The organism is Methylorubrum rhodesianum, assembly GCF_014199985.1.
Taxonomy (GTDB): Bacteria; Pseudomonadota; Alphaproteobacteria; order Rhizobiales; family Beijerinckiaceae; genus Methylobacterium; species Methylobacterium rhodesianum.
Map to the genome: position 1 here is coordinate 38,587 of NZ_JACHOS010000022.1, position 17,243 is coordinate 55,829.

Here is a 17,243-nt window from a genome sequence, read left to right on the forward strand (position 1 = left end):
ATCCAGACTAGCGGCCGGCCCAGTGGACGAGGCGGCTTTCGAGGGCAAACAGGGCGAGGTTGAAGGCATATCCGAGCGCACCCGTCAGAAGGATCGTCCCATAGAGGCCCGGCATGTCGAAGGTGATCTGCGAGTCGATGATCCGTTTGCCCAGGCCATTGTCCGAGCCGATGAACATCTCGGCCACAATGATCACGACCAGGGCTAGTGATACCGCGGTGCGCACGCCGATGAAGGTCTGCGGCAGAGACTCGTAGATCGTCACATCTCGGAAGATGCGAAGCCTGGAGGCCCCCATCACCTGCGCAGCGAGCATACGCGTCGGACGGGCGTTCATGACGCCATAGGCCACGTTGAACAGCACGATCAGGAACGCCGAGAAAGCGGCGACCGCAATCTTCGAAAGTTCGCCGAGGCCGAAGATGATCATGAAGAGAGGAAACAAGGCGGTCGCCGGTGTCGACCGAAAGAAATCGATCAGGAATTCAATGCTGCGGTAGATGCGCTGGCTGGAACCGACGGGGCAGCGGGCCGCATCCAAGAACGCGGTCCGGCACGCGTCTTGGACTGAGCGTCGGCGGTGTCTGCGTCGTTCAATGAAGTGGCGCTAGACATCTCTGCTACCTCGAATCGAGCCGGGCATATGTTGAAATCGCCCGCGGTGATGGGCGTGAGCATCGGAGTCAGGCGTCCGCCGCGATCGTCAGCCTTGCAAGAGTTGCGCGAGAGGCATTGGTCGGAGCTGAATCTGAGCTTTTCATCCGATAACTGGCGAGATATGCGCGCCAGCCTCCGAAGAGCGCGATCTCCGCCGTAGTGGATTCGACGAGTAAGCCCTTCGTGTGTGTGCCATCGGCAAGCTTCAGCGTGCCAATGCAAAGCGGAGCGGGTATGCCGGCGACGAAGTCGCCGAGACCTGCGAGTGGCTGCGCCCAGATTTCCGTCGCGATCGATGCACCCATCTCGGGTTCGCAATGAAGAAGGCTCGGCCGAAGCGAAGGACCTCCCGGTAGAACGAAGAGTCGATAATCCGGGTATGTCGAGACCGCGCGCAGAATGCGGCCGCCGGGTCGCGTCAGTTCGTGGTTTAAAGGCAGACCGGACACGGGCGCTGCAATCACGGCGATCTCGACTTCACCAGGGCACGGAGCCGTCGAACACGCCTCCGGAGACGGTACGGGCTGTCCGGATGCGCCGATTGTCGTCCCCGAACGTGCATGAAGGCGCCCGCCCAATGCAGCCAGAAAGCCATCTTTAAGCTGCCTACAGAGCGTCGCGGCGAACTCGGTCGGAGTTGGAAGTGCCCTTGTGCGCCCGTCGGCCGCCGCTCCCGACCCCAGAGCGGAATATCCCGGATCGAGATTTGCGCTGCCGCCCGGCACGGACGACGCGGCGAACTTCCAGATCGCAAGGAGTGTGGCCAGGATAACCGCAGACAGCAGGGCGGCCTGTAAGGTGATTCGATGGGTCACCGGGCATGTTCCCCTTGGCGCCGGGCTTGCGTATCGGAAAAGACGAAGAGGTCTGCACGACCGGAATCAGGAGATCCCGAGGCATGGCGCTCAATCTCAAGCAGCTTCGCTATCTCGTCGCGCTGGCGCGCCACCGGCACTTCGGCAAGGCGGCGGCCGAGTGCGGGATCACGCAGTCGGCGCTTTCCCAGGCCATCCGCCAGCTTGAAAGCGACTTCAACGCCCTGATCATCGACCGGCATAATCATGGGTTCGAAGGTTTTACGCCCCAGGGGGCGATGGTGCTGGACTTCGCGCGCCGGACGCTCGACCATCACGAGCATCTTGTGCAGGACATCGGATCGGCCGGAGACGAGCTGAACGGCCATGTGCGGCTCGGCGTGATCCCAGTCGCCATGCCGGCGATCTCGATCATCACGACGGCCTTCAACAGGCTCTATCCAGACGTCAGCGTCTCGGTGACGTCGCTGAACTTCACCGACCTCAAAAGCGGTCTCGAGAATTTCGATCTCGACATCGGCATCAACTATCTCGACCACGGCGCCTCCGCCGGTCTGAGGCCCTACTTCCTCTACGACGAGAGCTATTTCCTCATCGCACCGGCCGATTACTCGATCGCGCAGCGCAAGTCGGTGAGCTGGACCGAGGCTGGCCGGCTGCCCCTGTGCATGCTGACGCCCGACATGCAGAACCGCCGCATCCTCGACCGCGTGTTCGCGAGCGTCGGCGTGACCCCGCGCACGGTGCTCGAGACCAATTGCGCGCTGGCGCTCTGCTCGCACGTGCGCCCTGGCCATTGGTTCGCCGTGGTGCCGAACACCTTCTTCATGATGGTCGGAGACTGGAGCCAAACCCGCGCGGTGCCGCTGATCGAGCCCAGCATCACCAACACGATCGGCTTGATGGTGCTCGAACGCGACCCCCAGCCGCCTGCCGTCAGCGCGTTCATCGAGGTGGCCGAGGACATCCGCATGGCGCGCGAACTGATGCGCTACGCACCTGCGCATCTGAAGTGCGAGCAGGCCGATCACGGTGCGGGCGCCACGACCGATACGCCGATCATGCAGTCGTGCGTTACTCGTGCGGCGAGTTGATCTTCGCTGAACCTCTCCGTCCCAGCGGGACACTGCGGAAGGACGAGGTACCGCATGTCCGCGTTGCTGTCGTGGACCAGGACACGCACTTCGCCCGGAAAGATGAGGCCGCGGCCGACGAGCAGTGCCTGCAGTGCGTCGACCAGGATCTGCCCCTCGATGTTGCCGGCTTCAGCCTCGACGACGAACGGCACGTGAGCATCGTGCTCGTGCCCGTGATGGTGGTCGCCGATAGCCGCCTCCCTGTCGCCGGAATTGTTCAGGCAATCGCCGTGTCGTTCGATGCCGGCGCCAGACAATGGTCGTAGAGTTCGATGCAGAGCAGGTCCGTGGGTGAGCCGCGGTACTCGTTCCACAGATCGGTCATTGCGAAACCGCCCCGATAGAGCGGCTAGGCCGGACCGCCGACGTTTCCCACGAGAGGTCTCCGGGATTGAGGTACGAGCCGCATCGCTGCAGCACGCCCCCCGGGCGCAGCCGGACGTAGAACTGTGTCCTGATGTGCCCGCCTTGCCGAGTTCGAGCACCGTCACCTTGTCGCCGGCCTTGAAGCGTGGCGTCATGGCTCGCGGGCGAACGAAGGCTCCCACCGTGCCCGCGCTTCCGCGATACCAGCGTCGAGTTCCTCACGGATGAAGACGTCCTTTTCGACGAGAATGTCGATCATCGCCTTCAGCCGGCACCTGTAGAAGGACAAAGTTTTGTGCCTGTCCTCGCCGAACGATTTGAACCTGCGCCAGAACTCGTCGAGCGACATCATGCTGCGCGTGCCGTCACCGACCAGGTTACAGATCGCCTCGACCTGCTTTCCCCAGTGAAGCCAGGGAAGCTCGACGATCGGGACGGGGCCGGCGGGGTTTCCAGCGATGTCGTGACATCCGCGCGTCATATCGTTCACTCAGATCCTCTTGATGGCGAAGCTGTCGACGTAGGCCTGGGGCGCATCCGGATCGAACGGCCTGGCCATGACGACCGGCTTGAACGCGGCCGGGGCCTCGAAGCCGATGTCCTTCATCCGCTTTGCCGCGTTGGTCGCGAGGAAGACCTTTTCGGCGAGAGCCCGGTACTCGACGTCGGCAGGCACCATGTCCCAGCGGCGCAGCTGGGTCAGAAGCCAGATTGCGGTCGAGTGGTAGGGGAGCGCCTTGAAGCCGATGCGGTCGGGCTCGTTAACCACTTTCCCGAGGCCGTCCGCGTAGCGGCCCGTCAAAACCTGCTCGAGCACTGTCTTTGGCTGGTTGAGATAGGCGGCCGGAGCCAGAAGTTCCGCGACCTGCTTGCGGTTCTCCGGCTTGTCCGCGAATTCAGTCGCCCTGACTACGGCGCGAAACATTGCTCCGTAGCTGTTGGGACTTTCCTTGACGAACCCGTCGGTGACCGAGACGACGCAGCAGGGATGGCCGGGAAAGATGTCGCGCGTCAGCATGTGGAGGAAGCCGACGCCCTCGAAGACGGCGCGCTGGCCCCAGGGTTCGGCGAACAGCATGCCGTCGAGGTTGCCGGCCGCCATGTTTGCGACTGAGTCCGGCGGAGGATAAACGCGGATCTCGACGTCCTTGTCGGGATCGAGGCCATGCTCCGCGAGATAGTACCGCAACAGCATCGCATGCATCGAGTGCTGATGGGGAACGCCGAACTTGAATCCCTTCCAGTCCTTTGGATCGCGGCGGTCCTTGTGCCGAATGCTGAGGGTGATGGCGTTGCCGTTGACGTTCTGCACGCTCGACACGTGCGTCGCGAGCGCCGGTCCGCCCACGCCCATCGTCATTGTCAGCGGCATGGCCAGCACCAGATGGCTGGCGTCGAATTCTGAGGACAGCAGCTTGTCCCGCACGATCGCCCAGCTCGGCGTGCGAACCAGATTCACATCGAGACCTTCCTTGCCGTATTCTCCCATCGCGTGGGCGAGGAGCAGAGGTACGGTGCAGGTGATGGGCACGTAGCCGACGTTGAGCTTTGTCTTCTCAAGCGTCGTCGCTTCCTGGGCGATGGCCTGCGCCTCCGCGAGCGGCAGAAGCTGCGAGATCGCCGCGAGCACCGTCGATGCGCCTACGGCCTTCAGGAAGGCCCGGCGGAACATGGGGTCGGGTGCGATCGCCGAAAGCAGGACGGCCTCGACCTGGCGATCCACCTTGCGCTCGACGCCTTCGTAGGCCTCGTCCGCAAACACCTCTGAAAACGGATCGCGATGATCGGTTGGCGATCCGCCGCATCCGCATGCGCAGGACGCTTCGAGCCTGAAAGATTTGCCTTCGGCGGTCATATCGCGATGCCCGTGGATCCGCATTCGGATGCACTGCAGCAACCCGCGTGCCAGTATCGAATGAAGTCACTACGCACTATCAGGTCATGACAAGACATATGACAGATAAGTTTTTCTAATGGCCGTATAAGCAGTTGCAACCAGTGTTTCGTGCGAAGAAGTGGTTATAATTTGGACTGTGAGGGCAGGCTCTATCGTTTCGGATCCCGACCTGAGTACAGGCCCGATCGCGAGCTTGGCGCATTTCGATCTAGAGGGAGGGCTGATGAACGGACTTGGCGGACTGAACAAATCCCCGAACGGCGTCGTCATCGGCCTCGTCCAGCTTCAACTGCCGACCATCACCACACGTGTCGACGTGACCGCCCAGGCCGAGCGCATCGTCGCGATGGTCGCCAAGGCGCGCGTCAACATGGCGACGATGGATCTGGTCGTCTTCCCCGAATACGGCCTGCACGGCCTGTCGATGGACACCCGGCCCGAGATCCTCTGCACGCTCGACGGCCCCGAGGTCGCGGCGTTCAAGCAGGCCTGCCGCGACAACCGGATCTGAGGCTGCTTCTCGATCATGGAGGCCAAACCGGCACACCAAATCGCATTCTCACACAGCCTCCAACCGGAACGGACCTTCGGCTGCAGCCTCTCGAATGTCCGCAGGGGGTCAGGAGTTTGCCCCGCCTTAGTCGGCTTCGCGCCGATTTCGTTGGAAAAACTCGGGATCGGCCCGAAGTAGCATCGCCAGCCGCGGTTTCAGGAGAAGATTGTACTTCCGTATTGCTCAGGATGCGCGGCTATGGTGGCATCTTATTTCTGGTGAGAAACAAACATTCTCCGACCACCTGTGCTGCGCGACGCTTGGCGCACGGTCCCAGAATTTTTTCAACAAAATCCGCCACAACCGGACTTTCTGTTTGAGTGAAACAGAGTCCGCCTTTTCCGAAATAGATTGCCTTCACGCTATCAAAAGACGCAGCAGCGAAGCTGCTCGGAACAGCGTCGCCTGAAGCAGAGCCTGCCCGGACCATCCTCACGGCGGCTGCCCGTCACGGCTCTGTCAGCGGACGAAGATTATAGCCCGGCGGCTTCGTCCGCTCGATCGCCGCAGCCGCTCGCATCACGTCGTATTCGCCGAGAGTGCGGCCCACGATCTGGAGGCCGACGGGCATTCCATCCGAGGCAATCCCTGCGCAGACAGAGACCGCGGGCTGGCCTGTGAGGTTGAAAGGATAGGTGTAGAATGCCCAGGAGACGAGGCTGCGATCTTCCAGCCCCTCCGGGATGTTTCTGCCTGCTTCCAAGGACGAGATCGGCAGTGTCGGTGACACGAGGACATCGTAGCCGGTGAAGAAGTTGACCATCCGGTCCCGCAGCGCGTAGCGTGCGAAGACGGTCTCGTAATAGGCGCGCATCTCCTGAGCGAGGGCGGCGTCGAGCAAATCGGCGACAGCGGGGTCCAGGAGATCGCGGCGGCTTTCGAGAACGCCGCGCAGGCGGGTGCCGATGCCGGCGTAGAACTCGGCCGTCCAGAGAGCGGCTGGATCGGACTCGAGGACGGTCTCGACCTCTTCCACGATCGCGCCCTGGTCTGCCAGCGCCATCGCAGCGGCATGGGCGATGGCGGCAACCTCAGGGTTGGGCCGCGCGTAGCCGAGTGTCGCGCTCCAGGCGACCCGGAGGCCGGCGATGGAAGCCTTGACCGCCACCAGAAGGTCTGGGACGGGGCCGGCCACCGCGAAGGGATCGCGCGGATCGTGGCCGGCGACCGCCGTCGTCAGCAAGGCGGCATCGGCGACGTTGCGAGCAAGCGCGCCGACATGGGCCAGCGTCGGCGTTGCCGAGGTCGGCCAGACCGGAACCCGCCCGAATTGCGCCTTGAACCCGACGAGACCCGTCAGCGCGGCGGGAATGCGCAGGGAGCCGCCACCGTCGGTGCCGAGTGCGCAGGGCGTGATCCCGGCTGCCACCGAGGCGGCCGCGCCGGCGCTCGATCCACCCGGCGTCTTCGCCAGATCCCAGGGATGGCGGGTGATGCCGGTGAGCGGCGAGTCGCCGACGGGCTTGGCTCCGAACTCGCTCGTGGTGGTCTTCCCGATGATGATGGCGCCGGCGGCACGCAGGCGCTCGACGGCGGGGGCATCGGCGGCGGCGATGTTGCTCGCCATGGCCCGCGAGCCGGACGCGTAGGGCTGGCCACCCACCGCGATCAGATCCTTCACCGAGACGGGCAGGCCGTGGAGCAGCCCGAGAGGCGCGCCGCGCATCACAGCCTCCTCGGCCCGGCGCGCGGCGCTGCGGGCTTCCTCCGGCACCAGGTGGCAGAAGGCATTCAAGGAGGCTTGGCTAGCCTCGGCACGCGCGAGGGCGCGCTCCGTCAGCTCTACCGGCGAAATCGCGCGCGCCGCGATAAGGCGGCGCAACTCAAGCGCGGTCATGAAGTCGAAGTCGCTCGTCATCGCTCCACTCTCTGCAACGGAGGCGCGGCGCCCCAGGGGCGCCGCAGTGGCGTCAGTCGTTGACGAGGGCGAATGCGCGGACCGGCGAGCCGGAACCGCCCTTGAACTTCAGCGGCACACCGAAGAACTGCACCTCGCCCTTGCCCAGAAGTTCCTCCAGGTTCACCAGCCATTCCCAATGGCTAATGCCCAGTTCACGGCAGAGGCGGTGCTGAGCGAAGATGTTGTCGCTCGGCTTATCGGTGGAGGGCCCCTCGACACCGTGCATCTTCGAGCCGCGCTCGTGCAGCCACTGGGTGGCCTCCACGGTCAGCAGCGGGTTCTTCCACACCGAGTCGAGGCTTGGATAGTTGCGGGCGTGGAAGCCGGTGCAGAGCAGGACGATGTGGCCGTCGACGTTGACGCCGCTCTTGGCTTCCGCCTCCTCCATGTCGGCGACCGTGATGTCGCCCAGGTCGGGGATGTGACGCAGGTCGAAGCAGACCGCCTTGCCCATGAACAGCTCCAGCGGCATCTCGTCGATGGGCTGGCCGTTCGGATCGACGTGCCGGAAGGCGTCCACATGGGTGCCGACGTGGTCGAGCATCGCGATGAAGTTCGTCTGGAAGGTCATCGCGTCGCCCGGCACGCCGAGATTGAGGGCGGCCGAGCTCTCGTGACTGAGATGCGTGGTGATCACCGGCCGCTGGAAGAGCTTGTGGGCCGGCATGTTGTCCTCGATCAGGAGGCTCAAATCGACGACGCGCTGGGGCATGGCGGGTCCTTTTCGGGCGTGACGGATCGTTCACGGCACCGTCCGGTGCCGTGCCGTTTCGGGTTCGGCGGGATGCCGCGTTCAGGCGGCTTTCTTCTTGCCGAGAAAGGTCTCCATGACCTCCGGATCGCGGGCGATGAGCCCGCTCGGGCCGTCCCGCACCGTGCGCCCCTGCGCCACCACGTAGGCATGGTCGGCGATGGCGAGCGCGTAGGATGCGAGCTGCTCGACGAGAAGAATGGTGAGGCCTTGGCCGTTGAGGTCGCGCAAGACGCCAATGAGTTGCTCGACGACGCGGGGCGCGAGGCCGAGCGAGAGTTCGTCGATCACGAGGAGGTCGGGTTCGGCCATCAGACCGCGGGCGATGGCGAGCATCTGCTGCTCGCCGCCCGACATGCTGCCGGCAGGCTGGCGCAGCCGCTCGCGCAAGCGCGGGAAGAGCGCGAGCGCCCGCTCCAGCGTCCGTTTCGCCTGCGCGTTCTTGAGGCCGCCATGGGTGTAGGCACCCAGTATCAGATTGTCCTCGACGGTTTGGTCGGGGAAGATCAGGCGTCCCTCGGGCACCATCGCGAGACCGCGGGCGACCTTGGCATGGGCGGGCAGCCGCGTGACCTCCTCGCCCTTGAACAGAACGCGGCCGCCGCTCGGTCGTACGAGGCCGGTGATCCCGCGCATCAGCGAGGTCTTGCCGGCACCGTTATTGCCGATCACGGCGACCAGCTGGCCGCGCTGCACGGTCAGGTTCGCACCGCGGAGCGCGGTTGCCGCGCCGTAGCGGACTTCGAGGTTCTCGACCGAGAGAAGCGGAGTATCGGTCATCAGGCGGCCTCCTCGTTGAGGATGGCGGACGGGCCGCCGAAATAGGCCTCGATCACCCGCGGATCGGCTTGCACCGTCTCCGGACGGTCGCTCGCGATGACCTGGCCGTAATCGAGCACCGTCACGGTGTCGGCAACCGCCATGATCAGGTCGACGTGATGCTCGATGAGCAGCACCGAGACACCGAGTCCCGCGATCTTCCGGATCATGACCTCCAGTTCGTCGATCTCCTGCGTGGTGAGCCCGGCGGCGGGCTCGTCGAGAAGCAGCAGACGCGGACGCGTGGCGAGGGCCCGGGCAATCTCCAGCCGGCGCTGATGGCCGAAGGGCAGGAAGCGGGCCTGCTCGTTGGCCACCGCGCTGAGCCCGACGAAATCGAGCAGGCCGGTTGCGGCGGCGCGGCAGGCGGCCTCCTCGCGGCGGAAGCGGGGCGTGCGCAGGATCGCCCCGGGCAGGCCGTAGCCGTGATGGGCGAAGCCACCCACCATGACATTCTCCAGAACCGTCATCTGTCCGAACAGCTCGGTGTTCTGGAAGGTGCGGGCGAGACCGAGCCGCGCAATGCCGTGAACCTTGATGCCGGCGAGATCGGTCCCGTCGAGGTGCACGCCACCCTTGCTCGGGCGGTAGAAGCCCGAGATCGTGTTCACGAAGGTCGACTTGCCGGCTCCGTTCGGACCGATCAGAGCGTGGATCTCGCCCGGGGCGACCCGAACGCTCGCAGCGCTTAGCGCCGTGAGCCCGCCGAAGCGAACGGTGAGGCCGTGGGTCTCCAGGCCGGCAGGCTTGCGGCTCGCGAGAAGCTCGGCGGCGGGCATGCCTTGGCCCGGCTCGACCCCACGCGGGCCGGGGCGCAGACGGGCGTAGAGTTGGCCCAGCGTGCCCAGGATGCCGCCGGGCAGGCCGAACATCACCGCGAGGAGCAGGGCGCCGTAGGCGAATTTCTGCCACTCGGCGAAGCGCTGCAGCACCTCCGGCAGATAGGTCAGGATGAAGGCGCCGACGACCGGTCCGAAGGTCGAGGCCGCTCCTCCCAAGATCACCATCAGCAGGAAGCGGACGGAATCCGAGAAGGTGAAAATGTCGGGCGAGATGTAGGCGTTGAGGAAGGCGTAGAAGCTGCCCGCGATCCCCGCTGTCATGGCCGCGACCGCGAAGGCGAGCGTGCGGATCCCCGTCGCGCCGATGCCGAGGCTGCGCGCGGCCGTCTCGCTCTGGGCGACGGCCAGCATCGCGCGGCCGTAGCCCGAGTGCTTCAGGTTGTGCGCCGCCAGCGTCGCGAGAAAGAGGGTGACGGCGAGCACGGCGTAGAAGGCGTAGCCCGAGAGCGGATACCCGAAGAGGTTCGGGCCGGGGATGCCGCTGAGTCCCGTCGTGCCGCCGGTGAGGCTCTGCCACTCGATGGCAACGTTCTCGACGATGAGGCCGAAGGCGATCGTCACCACCGCGAGATAGACGCCCCGCACCCGCACGCTCGGATAGGCGAGCGCCGCGCCGAAAAGGCCGGCCACCACCGCCGCGCCGATGCTTGCGAGGACGAGGTCGAGGTTGAACCGGATCGCCAGGATCGCGCCGGTATAGGCGCCGAGCGCGAACAATCCGGCCTGGCCGAGAGAGACGAGGCCGGTGAGCCCGACGAGGACATTCAGGCCGACCGCGATCACGCCGTAGATCAGGAACAGCATGAACAGGCGCAGTTCGTACTCGTTGCCGGAGGTGAGCGGCACGACAACGAGGATGGCCGCGAGCAGCGCGAAGCCGAGGGTATAGAGGGCCTTCATACCTTGAAGATCTCCCGGCGGCCGAACAGACCCTGAGGGAAGGCGACGAGGACGAGGATCATCGCGCTGAAGCCGACGATCTCCCGCGCCGCGGTCGAAACGTAGCCCTCGACGAACTTCTCCATGACCCCGAAGGCGAGGCCGGCCAGGACAACGCCGGGGCCACTGGTGATTCCGCCGATGATGGCGACAGCGAAGCCCTTGAGCCCGAGGAGGACGCCTATGCTGGCGGAAGCCTGGATCACGGGGGCGACGAGCACGCCTGCCCCTGCGCCGAACAGCGCCGCGAGGCCGAAGGAGAACATCACGATTCGGTCGACGTTGATGCCCATCAGGGCAGCCGCTTGGCGGTTGTGCGCGACCGCCTGCATCGCTCTCCCGACGAGCGTGTGCCGTTGCATCGCGTGGAGGCCCGCCATCGCCAGCAGTGCGACGGCCGGGATGACGAGTTCCTGCGGATAGACGCCCGCGCCGAGGATCGAGATCGCCCCTGCAACGCCGGGCGAGGGTAAGGGGCGCGAGAAGCCGCCGAACTGCATCGTGGCAAGGGATTCGGCCATGATGCCGACCGCGATCGTGGTCAGCATCCAGCCGATCGAGGCGTTGGTGCCGATGAACGGTCGCACCGCGAAACGCTCCAGCACAACGCCGAACAAGGCCCCGGCCAGGATGGCGAGGAGGCAGGCCAGCGGCGGCGGCAAGCCGGCATCGATGCCCATTACGGCAAGGACTGCGCCGATCATCAGCGTGTCGCCGTGGGCGAAGTTCACGGCCTTGGCAGCCGACCACATGATGTGGAAGCCGAGCGCGACGAGGGCGTAGATGCCCCCGATCGCGAGGCCTGAGAGCGTATATTGCAGGGCGGTCGTCATGGCTGCCGCGAGAGTTCCCTGTGTGAAGCGGACAGGCGTTCAGTGGAGTTGGGGCGACCCGGCGATCGGGATCCGAACGAGCCACCCCGGCCCCACCGTTCGAAGACGGAGGGGACGCGTCTGCCGTCAGTTCGTTCTGCCGTAGGGGGTCTGCGCAATCGGCAGGAGCTTGCCGTCGGACCAGACCGTCAGCTTGTATTCGCTCGGCAGAATTGCGTCCTGGCGTTCCGGGTCAGAGGAATCGAAGGCCGGATCGTATTTCGCGACCAAGCCCTCATATCTGACTTGATAAAGCGCCTCGCGGACCTTCTTCCAATCGTAGGCACCGGCCTTCTCAATGGCCTGGGCCACGATGTGCACGGCGTCGTAGGTGTTGGCGATGCCGGAGCCCATCTTGATCTGCGACGGATCCTTCAGGCCGTACTTCGTCTGGATCTTCTGCCAGAGCGCTTGGCCTTTATGGTCGAGGTCGCCCATGAAGCTGTAGGTCTGCACGACCTGGACGCCATTGGCGAGCGGGCCGGCCAGTTCGCCGAGATTGCCGGCGATGCCCCAGGCGCCGATGATGGTGGGCTTGTAGCCGACCTTGTCCATGGAGCGGACGAGTTGGTTGCCCTCGCGGTCGAGAGCCCAGAACAGGGCAACGTCGGCACCCGAATCCCGCGCGCGGATCGCCTGCGCGGTCATGTCCTGATCGTTCCAGTTGAAGGTCTCCGTGGCGACCAGTTCCTTTCCGGCCTTTGCGGTCGCCGCCTTCACATCCGGCACGGCACCGTTGCCCCACCCTGTATTCTCATAGAAGAAAGCGATCTTTCCGGTCTTCGAGACCTTCGCTGCCTGCTCGACGAGGAAGCGGGCGACCCATTTGTCCTTGGCCGATACCCGGAACATGTAGTTCGGATTACGGCCGTTCTCGATGGCCTGTGTGTTGGCTGCGAGCACGCCGACGAACGGAATGCCGATGGCATGGACCGGCTCGACCTGAGCCACCGAAACGGTGGAGTGGTAACCGCCGAGGATGACGACACACTTATCGGCCAGCGCGACGCGCCGGGTGTTGTCGACGCCGCGTGGCGGTGTTCCGGCGTCGTCATACTGGACGAAGCGCAGAGGCTTGCCGAGGACACCGCCCTTGGCATTGATCTCCTCAAGGGCGATCTCGGCGCCCATTCTGATGGCTTGGCCGGTGAAGGCCGCCGGGCCGGTGATGGCGGCAGAGTTGCCGATGCAGGGCTCCTGCTGGGCAAGCGCCGAGCCGGGAATCGTGAAAGCCAGTGGCACGATCAAAAATAGTCGGCGATAATACTTTGGCGCAACCATGCGTTGGGCTCCGATTCCCTGATGATGCTCGGGTTCAGCCACGATGTTCAAGCGATGGCAGTCAGGCTACGCAACGAATACATCAGGCATCAAAGACCAATTTCCGATGTGAGCCATTGGAATTACCTATGAGCTTCGTTCATAGGCGAGGCTTGGCGAAGCGCTACCTAGCTAACATCATGTTTTTTCATTCTAAATTTTTATTTGATGCACATAGTTTGCGCAGATTGCTCTGCCTTAGAGCAGTTTGACATGGGCGTGGAGTTCCGCGCCTTGTCACAAAGTCCCCGGATAGGATTGCCATGGATCTTCGTCAGCTTCGGTACTTCACGCAAATCGCGGAGAGCGGGAACGTCTCGCGAGCCGCTGAGGTGCTGCGGATCGCCCAGCCCTCGCTCAGCCAACAGATGCGCAACCTTGAGGACGAGCTCGGTGTCGAACTGCTGTTCCGGCACGCCCGCGGGGTCACGCCCACGGAGCTCGGGCTGAAGTTCTACGAACACGCGCGGCGTATTCTGCAGGAGGTCGAGCGGGCCAAGGATGTCATGCGCTCACAGGCAACGAGCCCGAGCGGACGGATCTCGGTCGGATTACCGACTTCAGCCTGCCGTGGACTTTCTCTGCCACTCCACCGCGCTATGGCGGAGGCGCTTCCCAACATCAGTCTCCATATCGTCGAGGCGATGAGCGGTACGTTGGACGAGTGGATCCAATCCGGACGTCTGGACGTCGCACTGCTCTACGACCACAAAGCGTTCGAGCACGTGGCTTGGACCGAGATGATGGTCGAAGACTTGATGTTCATCGTCCCCACCTCGCATCCGCTGGCCGCGCGACGCGAGATCGAGTTCGGACAGGTCTTTCAGCAGGCACTTCCAGTGGTGCTTCCTGGCCGCCCGAATGTGCTGCGCGGCGTGATCGAGCAACTCGCGGCACGTCACGACATCACTCTGGCTGCAACGGATTGCGAGAGCCTGCCGGCGATCGCAGAGCTCGTGCGCGCTCAGGCCTTCGCGGCCATCATGCCGCATTTCGCTTTGGCTGCGGAGATCAAGCGCAGCGAGATGGTAGCTATACCAATTGTCGATCCGACACCTTCCTGGCGACTTTCTGTTGTGGTGTCGCAGCGAACTCTGAATACGCGTGGCAGCGAGGCCGTTGCCGAAGTTCTGGCAGGCGTCATCGGAGATCTTGTCCAGCGCTCCGTCTGGCGCGCTCGTCTCAAGCCCACGGAGCGCCCCGCCCCTGCGCGCGCTCGTGCCTAAAACGCAGCCACATCATTTTCGGTGCGAGCATAGGTCCACCTGTGCAGCGTTGCATGTCTCAACCAACAGCTGCGCTCCGCAATGGCGACCTACGGGTACGGCGAAATTCAGCGCTCTTTGTCGAGCCACTGTCTTCCGAATGTCTGCTGCACCACATTGAGCGGTCCTTCGTCATCGGCCGTATGTATGACCGCTTTGGGTCGCAAGCGGCGGTTCAGGCGTGGCTAGCCCGATGTCGGCTCCTGGCGCACAGCCGAACAACCGACGTGCGAACTCCTGACCCCTAGTGCCGTGCCCGAGCGGTTTGGGACGGTTGGAGAGTCGGGACGTTGAGGGGTGAAGGAGGATGCCGATGCCTTCACCCTTGTCCGTCGATCTCCGCCAGCGTGTCGTCTCTGCTGTTTCGGAGGGCGCGTCCTGTCATCAGGCGGCAGCCCGGTTCGGGGTCAGCGTGTCCACCTTGATGTTGGGCAGCGACGCGGCTTGGGACAAGCTGAGGCCCTACGGGATCAAGCGGATCGTCGAGCGGCATCCGACAGAGGCGGCGAAGATCATCGTCGGCGAGCGCGAGATCCAGGTGCGCTGACCAAGCGCCGAGGGATCCGCCAGCGCACGGCAGGGGCTGCATTATTTCGGCCCGACTGCTGGACCTAGAGCAGCATTCGATCAGGTTGGATCATATGCGTCGTAACCTGCGGCGGCGAGATAGCGGCGGCATTCGGCTGACGGGAAGCGTCTGAAGGCTCGGTGGATAGTGTTCCAGAGGTCGCTGATCGTGCGAGCGGCTTCGGCACGAAGAATGACCTTGAGCTTGGCGAAGGCGAGTTCGATCGGATTGAAGTCGGGGGAATATGCCGGCAGGTAGAGCAGCCTCGCTCCCGCCGCCTCGACGCGCTCACGGATACCGCTGACCTTGTGGGCGGGCAGATTGTCGAGCACGACCGTGTCACCGGGCCTGAGAGCTGGGACAAGGGTTTCTTCGACATAGCCGCGGAAGCGAGCGCCCGTCATCGGTCCATCGAAGAGTGCGGTGGCCGTCAGGCCGCTTCTGCGCAGGCCGGCCGTGACCGTGATGGTCTTCCAGTGGCCGAACGGCACTGCGACCCGGCAGCGTTCGCCGCGCGGGGCCCGCCCATAGCGGCGGACCATCTTCGTGTTGGTGGCGGTCTCGTCGAGTAACACGAGCCTGTCCGGGTCGAGATCGAGTTGGTGCTCGAACCAGGACAGGCGTGCGGCCTTCACGTCCTCCCGCTCCTGCTCGGCGGCGTGGGCGGTGTTTTTTTTGCGCGTGCTGCCGTGGCGCTTGAAGAAGCGGGACAGGCTACTGACCCCGACCCGCAGGCCTCGTTCGGCCAGACGGTCGCGCAGCTCATGCAAGTACAGCTCGGGCTGTGCTTCGTAGGTCTGCCGGATCAGATCAGCCTGCGCCTCGATGGTGTGCGAGCGTTGATCGCCGCCCATCGGCCCTCCTGCACGAAGGCCCCGTGCCAGCGCACAGCGCTGGCCGGGCTGACCTCGAAGCGCCGTGCCGCTTCCCGGCGCGAGGCCCCAGCTTCGATTGCGGCCACGACGCGGTCGCGCAGATCAACGGACAAGGCAGCCGCCATCGGCTCTCCTCCTCGGAAAGCCGTCCATCGAATCACAAATCCGTCCCAGCCGAAACCCCAGACGATTCAATCCGGTCGGTGCCTGCTCTAGACGGTGCTACGCAATCTTGTGACTCGCATTTGCCGCCAGTGTCGGCATTTAAGCGATATGAAGATCCTCGCGATTTATTTTCGAGCAAAGGCCGAGCTCTGCCGGGAGTTGGCAGATACTATATCCGACCAACGAAATCAGGTTGCTTCAAAACTTCGCAGCATGGCTGACGAGTTTGAGCAGAACGCGAGCGTTCTCGAAGACCGGCTTGCGAATGAGGGTGAGGCGGAAGAAGTACAGATTAATAATCCCGACCGCCACTGACCTATAGACATCCGAAGGACAGGCGGATCCTGCAGCGAGGACAGAGGCATGGCGACAGGCGCCAGCGATGATGACTGCATGGCCAAGGTGCGGAAGCGGATGCTCACGGCGGCGCGGGGAGCTTGAAACGAAAAACCCCGCCGCGGCTGAGCCGGGCGGGATCAGTCTGCCATGTAAGTCAAAACCCGCTGAAGGGCGGGCATGAGGCAGACGGACCGGGGAGACGGTTTCATCCCCAACCGACCATGCACCGAGATCATTCGACCCGTGAGCAGCCTGTGTGGAGAAGGCTATCCCTGTCGAGCGCTATCCCGGCAATAGGCCGGCATGCAGAAGCTCGCGATCCTCCTCGAAATCGTCATGCTCATCCTCCTTGGCATCGCGCTGTCTGCCGTCGGGCTCTACGTTCTAGAGGTGGCGTTTGGGGTGCCGCTTGAACAAAAAGACCCTGCGCCGGCGGACCGGGCGGGGCTGATGACACGGCGTCAGGTCGGCGCGGGCCTGCCGCTATAACGTTCGCCAGAGCGCTTCCAGTCCACGCTCCAGGCAAGCGCGCTTGATCCCTGACCATGCATACTCAGCGGGCGATGCAACCCAACGTTTGTTGACTTGTAGTTTTGCGTTTTGTTGGCTACAACCCTTGTCCCCAATTGGCCTCCCATCGCAAGACTCCAACCGGGCGGACTCCGAAACATGAGCACATCCGTTCCGAAGCCTAGGCACACCACTGAGGCTGATCGCATCGTAGGGCTCAGGATCACCACGCTGCGCAAGGCGCGAGGCCTGAGCCAGACTGCCCTTGGGACCGCCGTGGGCGTAACGTTCCAGCAGGTCCAGAAGTACGAGAAGGGCCTGAACCGCGTCGGCGCCGGGCGCCTGAGCGAGATCGCCCATCTCCTCGAAGTGCCGGTTTCCGCCTTCTTCGAAGAGGCCGATGGCGCCACTGCCCAGAAGCAGACAGAGGTAGTCGACTTTCTGCGGGTCCACGGAGCTGTCGATCTGCTGCGCGCCTTCGCCACGATCGAGGACGATCAGCTGCGCCGCAAGGTTCTAGCGATCGTCCGCAGCGTTGCTCGTACCGTTTCAGCAAAAAGCTCGTAAGATCTGAAAGATCCGCCAAGCGGTGTCTGCCGCTCCACGCACAGCGCCCGCACCACCTCCTCCGGTGTCTTCCGGGCGAATGTCACA

General features: G+C 64.0%; 17 protein-coding genes and 3 pseudogenes. 8 read left to right on the forward strand and 12 right to left on the reverse strand.

Annotation, left to right across the window (positions count from 1 at the left end; all coding sequences use genetic code 11):
- Positions 1 to 7: 7 nt before the first annotated feature.
- Together HNR01_RS24325 and HNR01_RS24330 are read right to left on the reverse strand one after the other, a co-directional pair.
- Positions 8 to 541 (reverse strand): ABC transporter permease, encoded by a 534-nt coding sequence (locus tag HNR01_RS24325; protein ID WP_012455624.1) that lies wholly within the window; start codon positions 539 to 541, stop codon positions 8 to 10.
- A gap of 142 nt (positions 542 to 683) precedes the next feature.
- Entirely contained in the window at positions 684 to 1,472 is a 789-nt protein-coding gene (locus tag HNR01_RS24330; protein ID WP_157228163.1) for an allophanate hydrolase-related protein, read from the reverse strand.
- Between the two features lie 83 nt (positions 1,473 to 1,555).
- On the opposite strand from HNR01_RS24330, the gene HNR01_RS24335 reads away from it, so the two are divergent.
- Positions 1,556 to 2,566, forward strand: a complete 1,011-nt coding sequence (locus HNR01_RS24335; RefSeq protein ID WP_012455623.1) for a LysR family transcriptional regulator — start codon at positions 1,556 to 1,558, stop codon at positions 2,564 to 2,566.
- Here HNR01_RS24335 and HNR01_RS28090 read toward each other — a convergent pair.
- On the reverse strand, positions 2,500 to 2,655 hold the full coding sequence (locus tag HNR01_RS28090; protein WP_244409882.1) for a nitrile hydratase subunit alpha: 156 nt from the start codon (positions 2,653 to 2,655) through the stop codon (positions 2,500 to 2,502). The two genes, HNR01_RS24335 and HNR01_RS28090, sit on opposite strands and share 67 nt — an antisense overlap.
- Here HNR01_RS28090 and HNR01_RS28095 point away from each other — a divergent pair.
- Positions 2,638 to 2,874: a hypothetical protein gene (locus tag HNR01_RS28095; RefSeq protein WP_017484718.1), complete on the forward strand. Its 237-nt coding sequence runs from the start codon at positions 2,638 to 2,640 to the stop codon at positions 2,872 to 2,874. The two genes, HNR01_RS28090 and HNR01_RS28095, sit on opposite strands and share 18 nt — an antisense overlap.
- A 251-nt stretch (positions 2,875 to 3,125) precedes the next feature.
- Here the strand turns inward: HNR01_RS28095 and HNR01_RS24345 are convergent, their stop codons facing one another.
- Together HNR01_RS24345 and HNR01_RS24350 are read right to left on the reverse strand one after the other, a co-directional pair.
- Positions 3,126 to 3,455, reverse strand: a complete 330-nt coding sequence (locus tag HNR01_RS24345; protein ID WP_012455621.1) for a nitrile hydratase subunit beta — start codon at positions 3,453 to 3,455, stop codon at positions 3,126 to 3,128.
- A 9-nt stretch (positions 3,456 to 3,464) separates the two neighbouring features.
- A complete protein-coding gene (locus tag HNR01_RS24350; protein ID WP_183670352.1) occupies positions 3,465 to 4,829 on the reverse strand; it encodes a CmpA/NrtA family ABC transporter substrate-binding protein in 1,365 nt (454 codons plus the stop codon).
- Positions 4,830 to 5,094: 265 nt separating this feature from the next.
- Here HNR01_RS24350 and HNR01_RS24355 point away from each other — a divergent pair.
- Positions 5,095 to 5,379: pseudogene (locus HNR01_RS24355) on the forward strand (nitrilase-related carbon-nitrogen hydrolase); the annotation flags it as partial.
- A gap of 493 nt (positions 5,380 to 5,872) precedes the next feature.
- Here the strand turns inward: HNR01_RS24355 and HNR01_RS24360 are convergent.
- The 6 genes from HNR01_RS24360 to HNR01_RS24385 all read right to left on the reverse strand — a co-directional run bounded on the left by HNR01_RS24360 (position 5,873) and on the right by HNR01_RS24385 (position 12,828).
- Positions 5,873 to 7,282, reverse strand: a complete 1,410-nt coding sequence (locus HNR01_RS24360; protein ID WP_012455618.1) for an amidase family protein — start codon at positions 7,280 to 7,282, stop codon at positions 5,873 to 5,875.
- 52 nt (positions 7,283 to 7,334) lie between these two features.
- Complete coding sequence (locus HNR01_RS24365; RefSeq protein WP_012455617.1) at positions 7,335 to 8,036, reverse strand: cyclase family protein; 702 nt, start codon at positions 8,034 to 8,036, stop codon at positions 7,335 to 7,337.
- A gap of 81 nt (positions 8,037 to 8,117) precedes the next feature.
- Positions 8,118 to 8,855 (reverse strand): ABC transporter ATP-binding protein, encoded by a 738-nt coding sequence (locus HNR01_RS24370; protein ID WP_012455616.1) that lies wholly within the window; start codon positions 8,853 to 8,855, stop codon positions 8,118 to 8,120.
- Positions 8,855 to 10,636, reverse strand: coding sequence for a branched-chain amino acid ABC transporter ATP-binding protein/permease (locus tag HNR01_RS24375; RefSeq protein WP_012455615.1), 1,782 nt, complete (start codon positions 10,634 to 10,636; stop codon positions 8,855 to 8,857). The genes HNR01_RS24370 and HNR01_RS24375 overlap by 1 nt, the downstream gene beginning before the upstream one ends.
- Positions 10,633 to 11,508, reverse strand: coding sequence for a branched-chain amino acid ABC transporter permease (locus HNR01_RS24380; RefSeq protein WP_012455614.1), 876 nt, complete (start codon positions 11,506 to 11,508; stop codon positions 10,633 to 10,635). Before HNR01_RS24380 ends, HNR01_RS24375 begins: the two co-directional genes overlap by 4 nt.
- A gap of 126 nt (positions 11,509 to 11,634) precedes the next feature.
- Positions 11,635 to 12,828, reverse strand: coding sequence for an ABC transporter substrate-binding protein (locus HNR01_RS24385; RefSeq protein WP_012455613.1), 1,194 nt, complete (start codon positions 12,826 to 12,828; stop codon positions 11,635 to 11,637).
- A gap of 302 nt (positions 12,829 to 13,130) precedes the next feature.
- Between HNR01_RS24385 and HNR01_RS24390 the strand changes: the two genes are divergently transcribed.
- Positions 13,131 to 14,093 carry a LysR family transcriptional regulator gene (locus HNR01_RS24390; protein WP_012455612.1) on the forward strand — a complete coding sequence of 321 codons (963 nt, stop codon included), beginning with the start codon at positions 13,131 to 13,133 and terminating at the stop codon, positions 14,091 to 14,093.
- A gap of 352 nt (positions 14,094 to 14,445) precedes the next feature.
- A pseudogene (locus tag HNR01_RS24395) lies at positions 14,446 to 14,553 on the forward strand (helix-turn-helix domain-containing protein); the annotation flags it as partial.
- Positions 14,554 to 14,759: 206 nt separating this feature from the next.
- Here the strand turns inward: HNR01_RS24395 and HNR01_RS24400 are convergent.
- A pseudogene (locus HNR01_RS24400) lies at positions 14,760 to 15,700 on the reverse strand (IS630 family transposase).
- A gap of 148 nt (positions 15,701 to 15,848) precedes the next feature.
- Here HNR01_RS24400 and HNR01_RS24405 point away from each other — a divergent pair.
- The 3 genes from HNR01_RS24405 (at position 15,849) to HNR01_RS24415 (ending at position 17,156) form a co-directional block, all read left to right on the forward strand.
- Entirely contained in the window at positions 15,849 to 16,055 is a 207-nt protein-coding gene (locus HNR01_RS24405; RefSeq protein WP_153876384.1) for a hypothetical protein, read from the forward strand.
- Positions 16,056 to 16,382: 327 nt separating this feature from the next.
- Positions 16,383 to 16,568, forward strand: coding sequence for a hypothetical protein (locus tag HNR01_RS24410; protein WP_017484791.1), 186 nt, complete (start codon positions 16,383 to 16,385; stop codon positions 16,566 to 16,568).
- Between the two features lie 180 nt (positions 16,569 to 16,748).
- Positions 16,749 to 17,156, forward strand: coding sequence for a helix-turn-helix domain-containing protein (locus HNR01_RS24415; RefSeq protein WP_012455609.1), 408 nt, complete (start codon positions 16,749 to 16,751; stop codon positions 17,154 to 17,156).
- The last annotated feature ends 87 nt before the right edge of the window (positions 17,157 to 17,243 follow it).

What these genes read in the sequence shown, in the direction of transcription:
- HNR01_RS24405 (WP_153876384.1), top strand. Translation starts at nt 15,849, where the DNA reads ATGAAGATCCTCGCGATTTATTTTCGAGCAAAGGCCGAGCTCTGCCGG.
- HNR01_RS24335 (WP_012455623.1), top strand. Translation starts at nt 1,556, where the DNA reads ATGGCGCTCAATCTCAAGCAGCTTCGCTATCTCGTCGCGCTGGCGCGC.
- HNR01_RS24375 (WP_012455615.1), bottom strand. Translation starts at nt 10,636, where the DNA reads ATGAAGGCCCTCTATACCCTCGGCTTCGCGCTGCTCGCGGCCATCCTC.
- HNR01_RS24370 (WP_012455616.1), bottom strand. Translation starts at nt 8,855, where the DNA reads ATGACCGATACTCCGCTTCTCTCGGTCGAGAACCTCGAAGTCCGCTAC.
- HNR01_RS24385 (WP_012455613.1), bottom strand. Translation starts at nt 12,828, where the DNA reads ATGGTTGCGCCAAAGTATTATCGCCGACTATTTTTGATCGTGCCACTG.
- HNR01_RS24415 (WP_012455609.1), top strand. Translation starts at nt 16,749, where the DNA reads ATGAGCACATCCGTTCCGAAGCCTAGGCACACCACTGAGGCTGATCGC.
- HNR01_RS24380 (WP_012455614.1), bottom strand. Translation starts at nt 11,508, where the DNA reads ATGACGACCGCCCTGCAATATACGCTCTCAGGCCTCGCGATCGGGGGC.
- HNR01_RS24360 (WP_012455618.1), bottom strand. Translation starts at nt 7,282, where the DNA reads ATGACGAGCGACTTCGACTTCATGACCGCGCTTGAGTTGCGCCGCCTT.
- HNR01_RS24345 (WP_012455621.1), bottom strand. Translation starts at nt 3,455, where the DNA reads ATGACGCGCGGATGTCACGACATCGCTGGAAACCCCGCCGGCCCCGTC.
- HNR01_RS24390 (WP_012455612.1), top strand. Translation starts at nt 13,131, where the DNA reads ATGGATCTTCGTCAGCTTCGGTACTTCACGCAAATCGCGGAGAGCGGG.
- HNR01_RS24350 (WP_183670352.1), bottom strand. Translation starts at nt 4,829, where the DNA reads ATGACCGCCGAAGGCAAATCTTTCAGGCTCGAAGCGTCCTGCGCATGC.
- HNR01_RS24365 (WP_012455617.1), bottom strand. Translation starts at nt 8,036, where the DNA reads ATGCCCCAGCGCGTCGTCGATTTGAGCCTCCTGATCGAGGACAACATG.
- HNR01_RS24410 (WP_017484791.1), top strand. Translation starts at nt 16,383, where the DNA reads ATGCAGAAGCTCGCGATCCTCCTCGAAATCGTCATGCTCATCCTCCTT.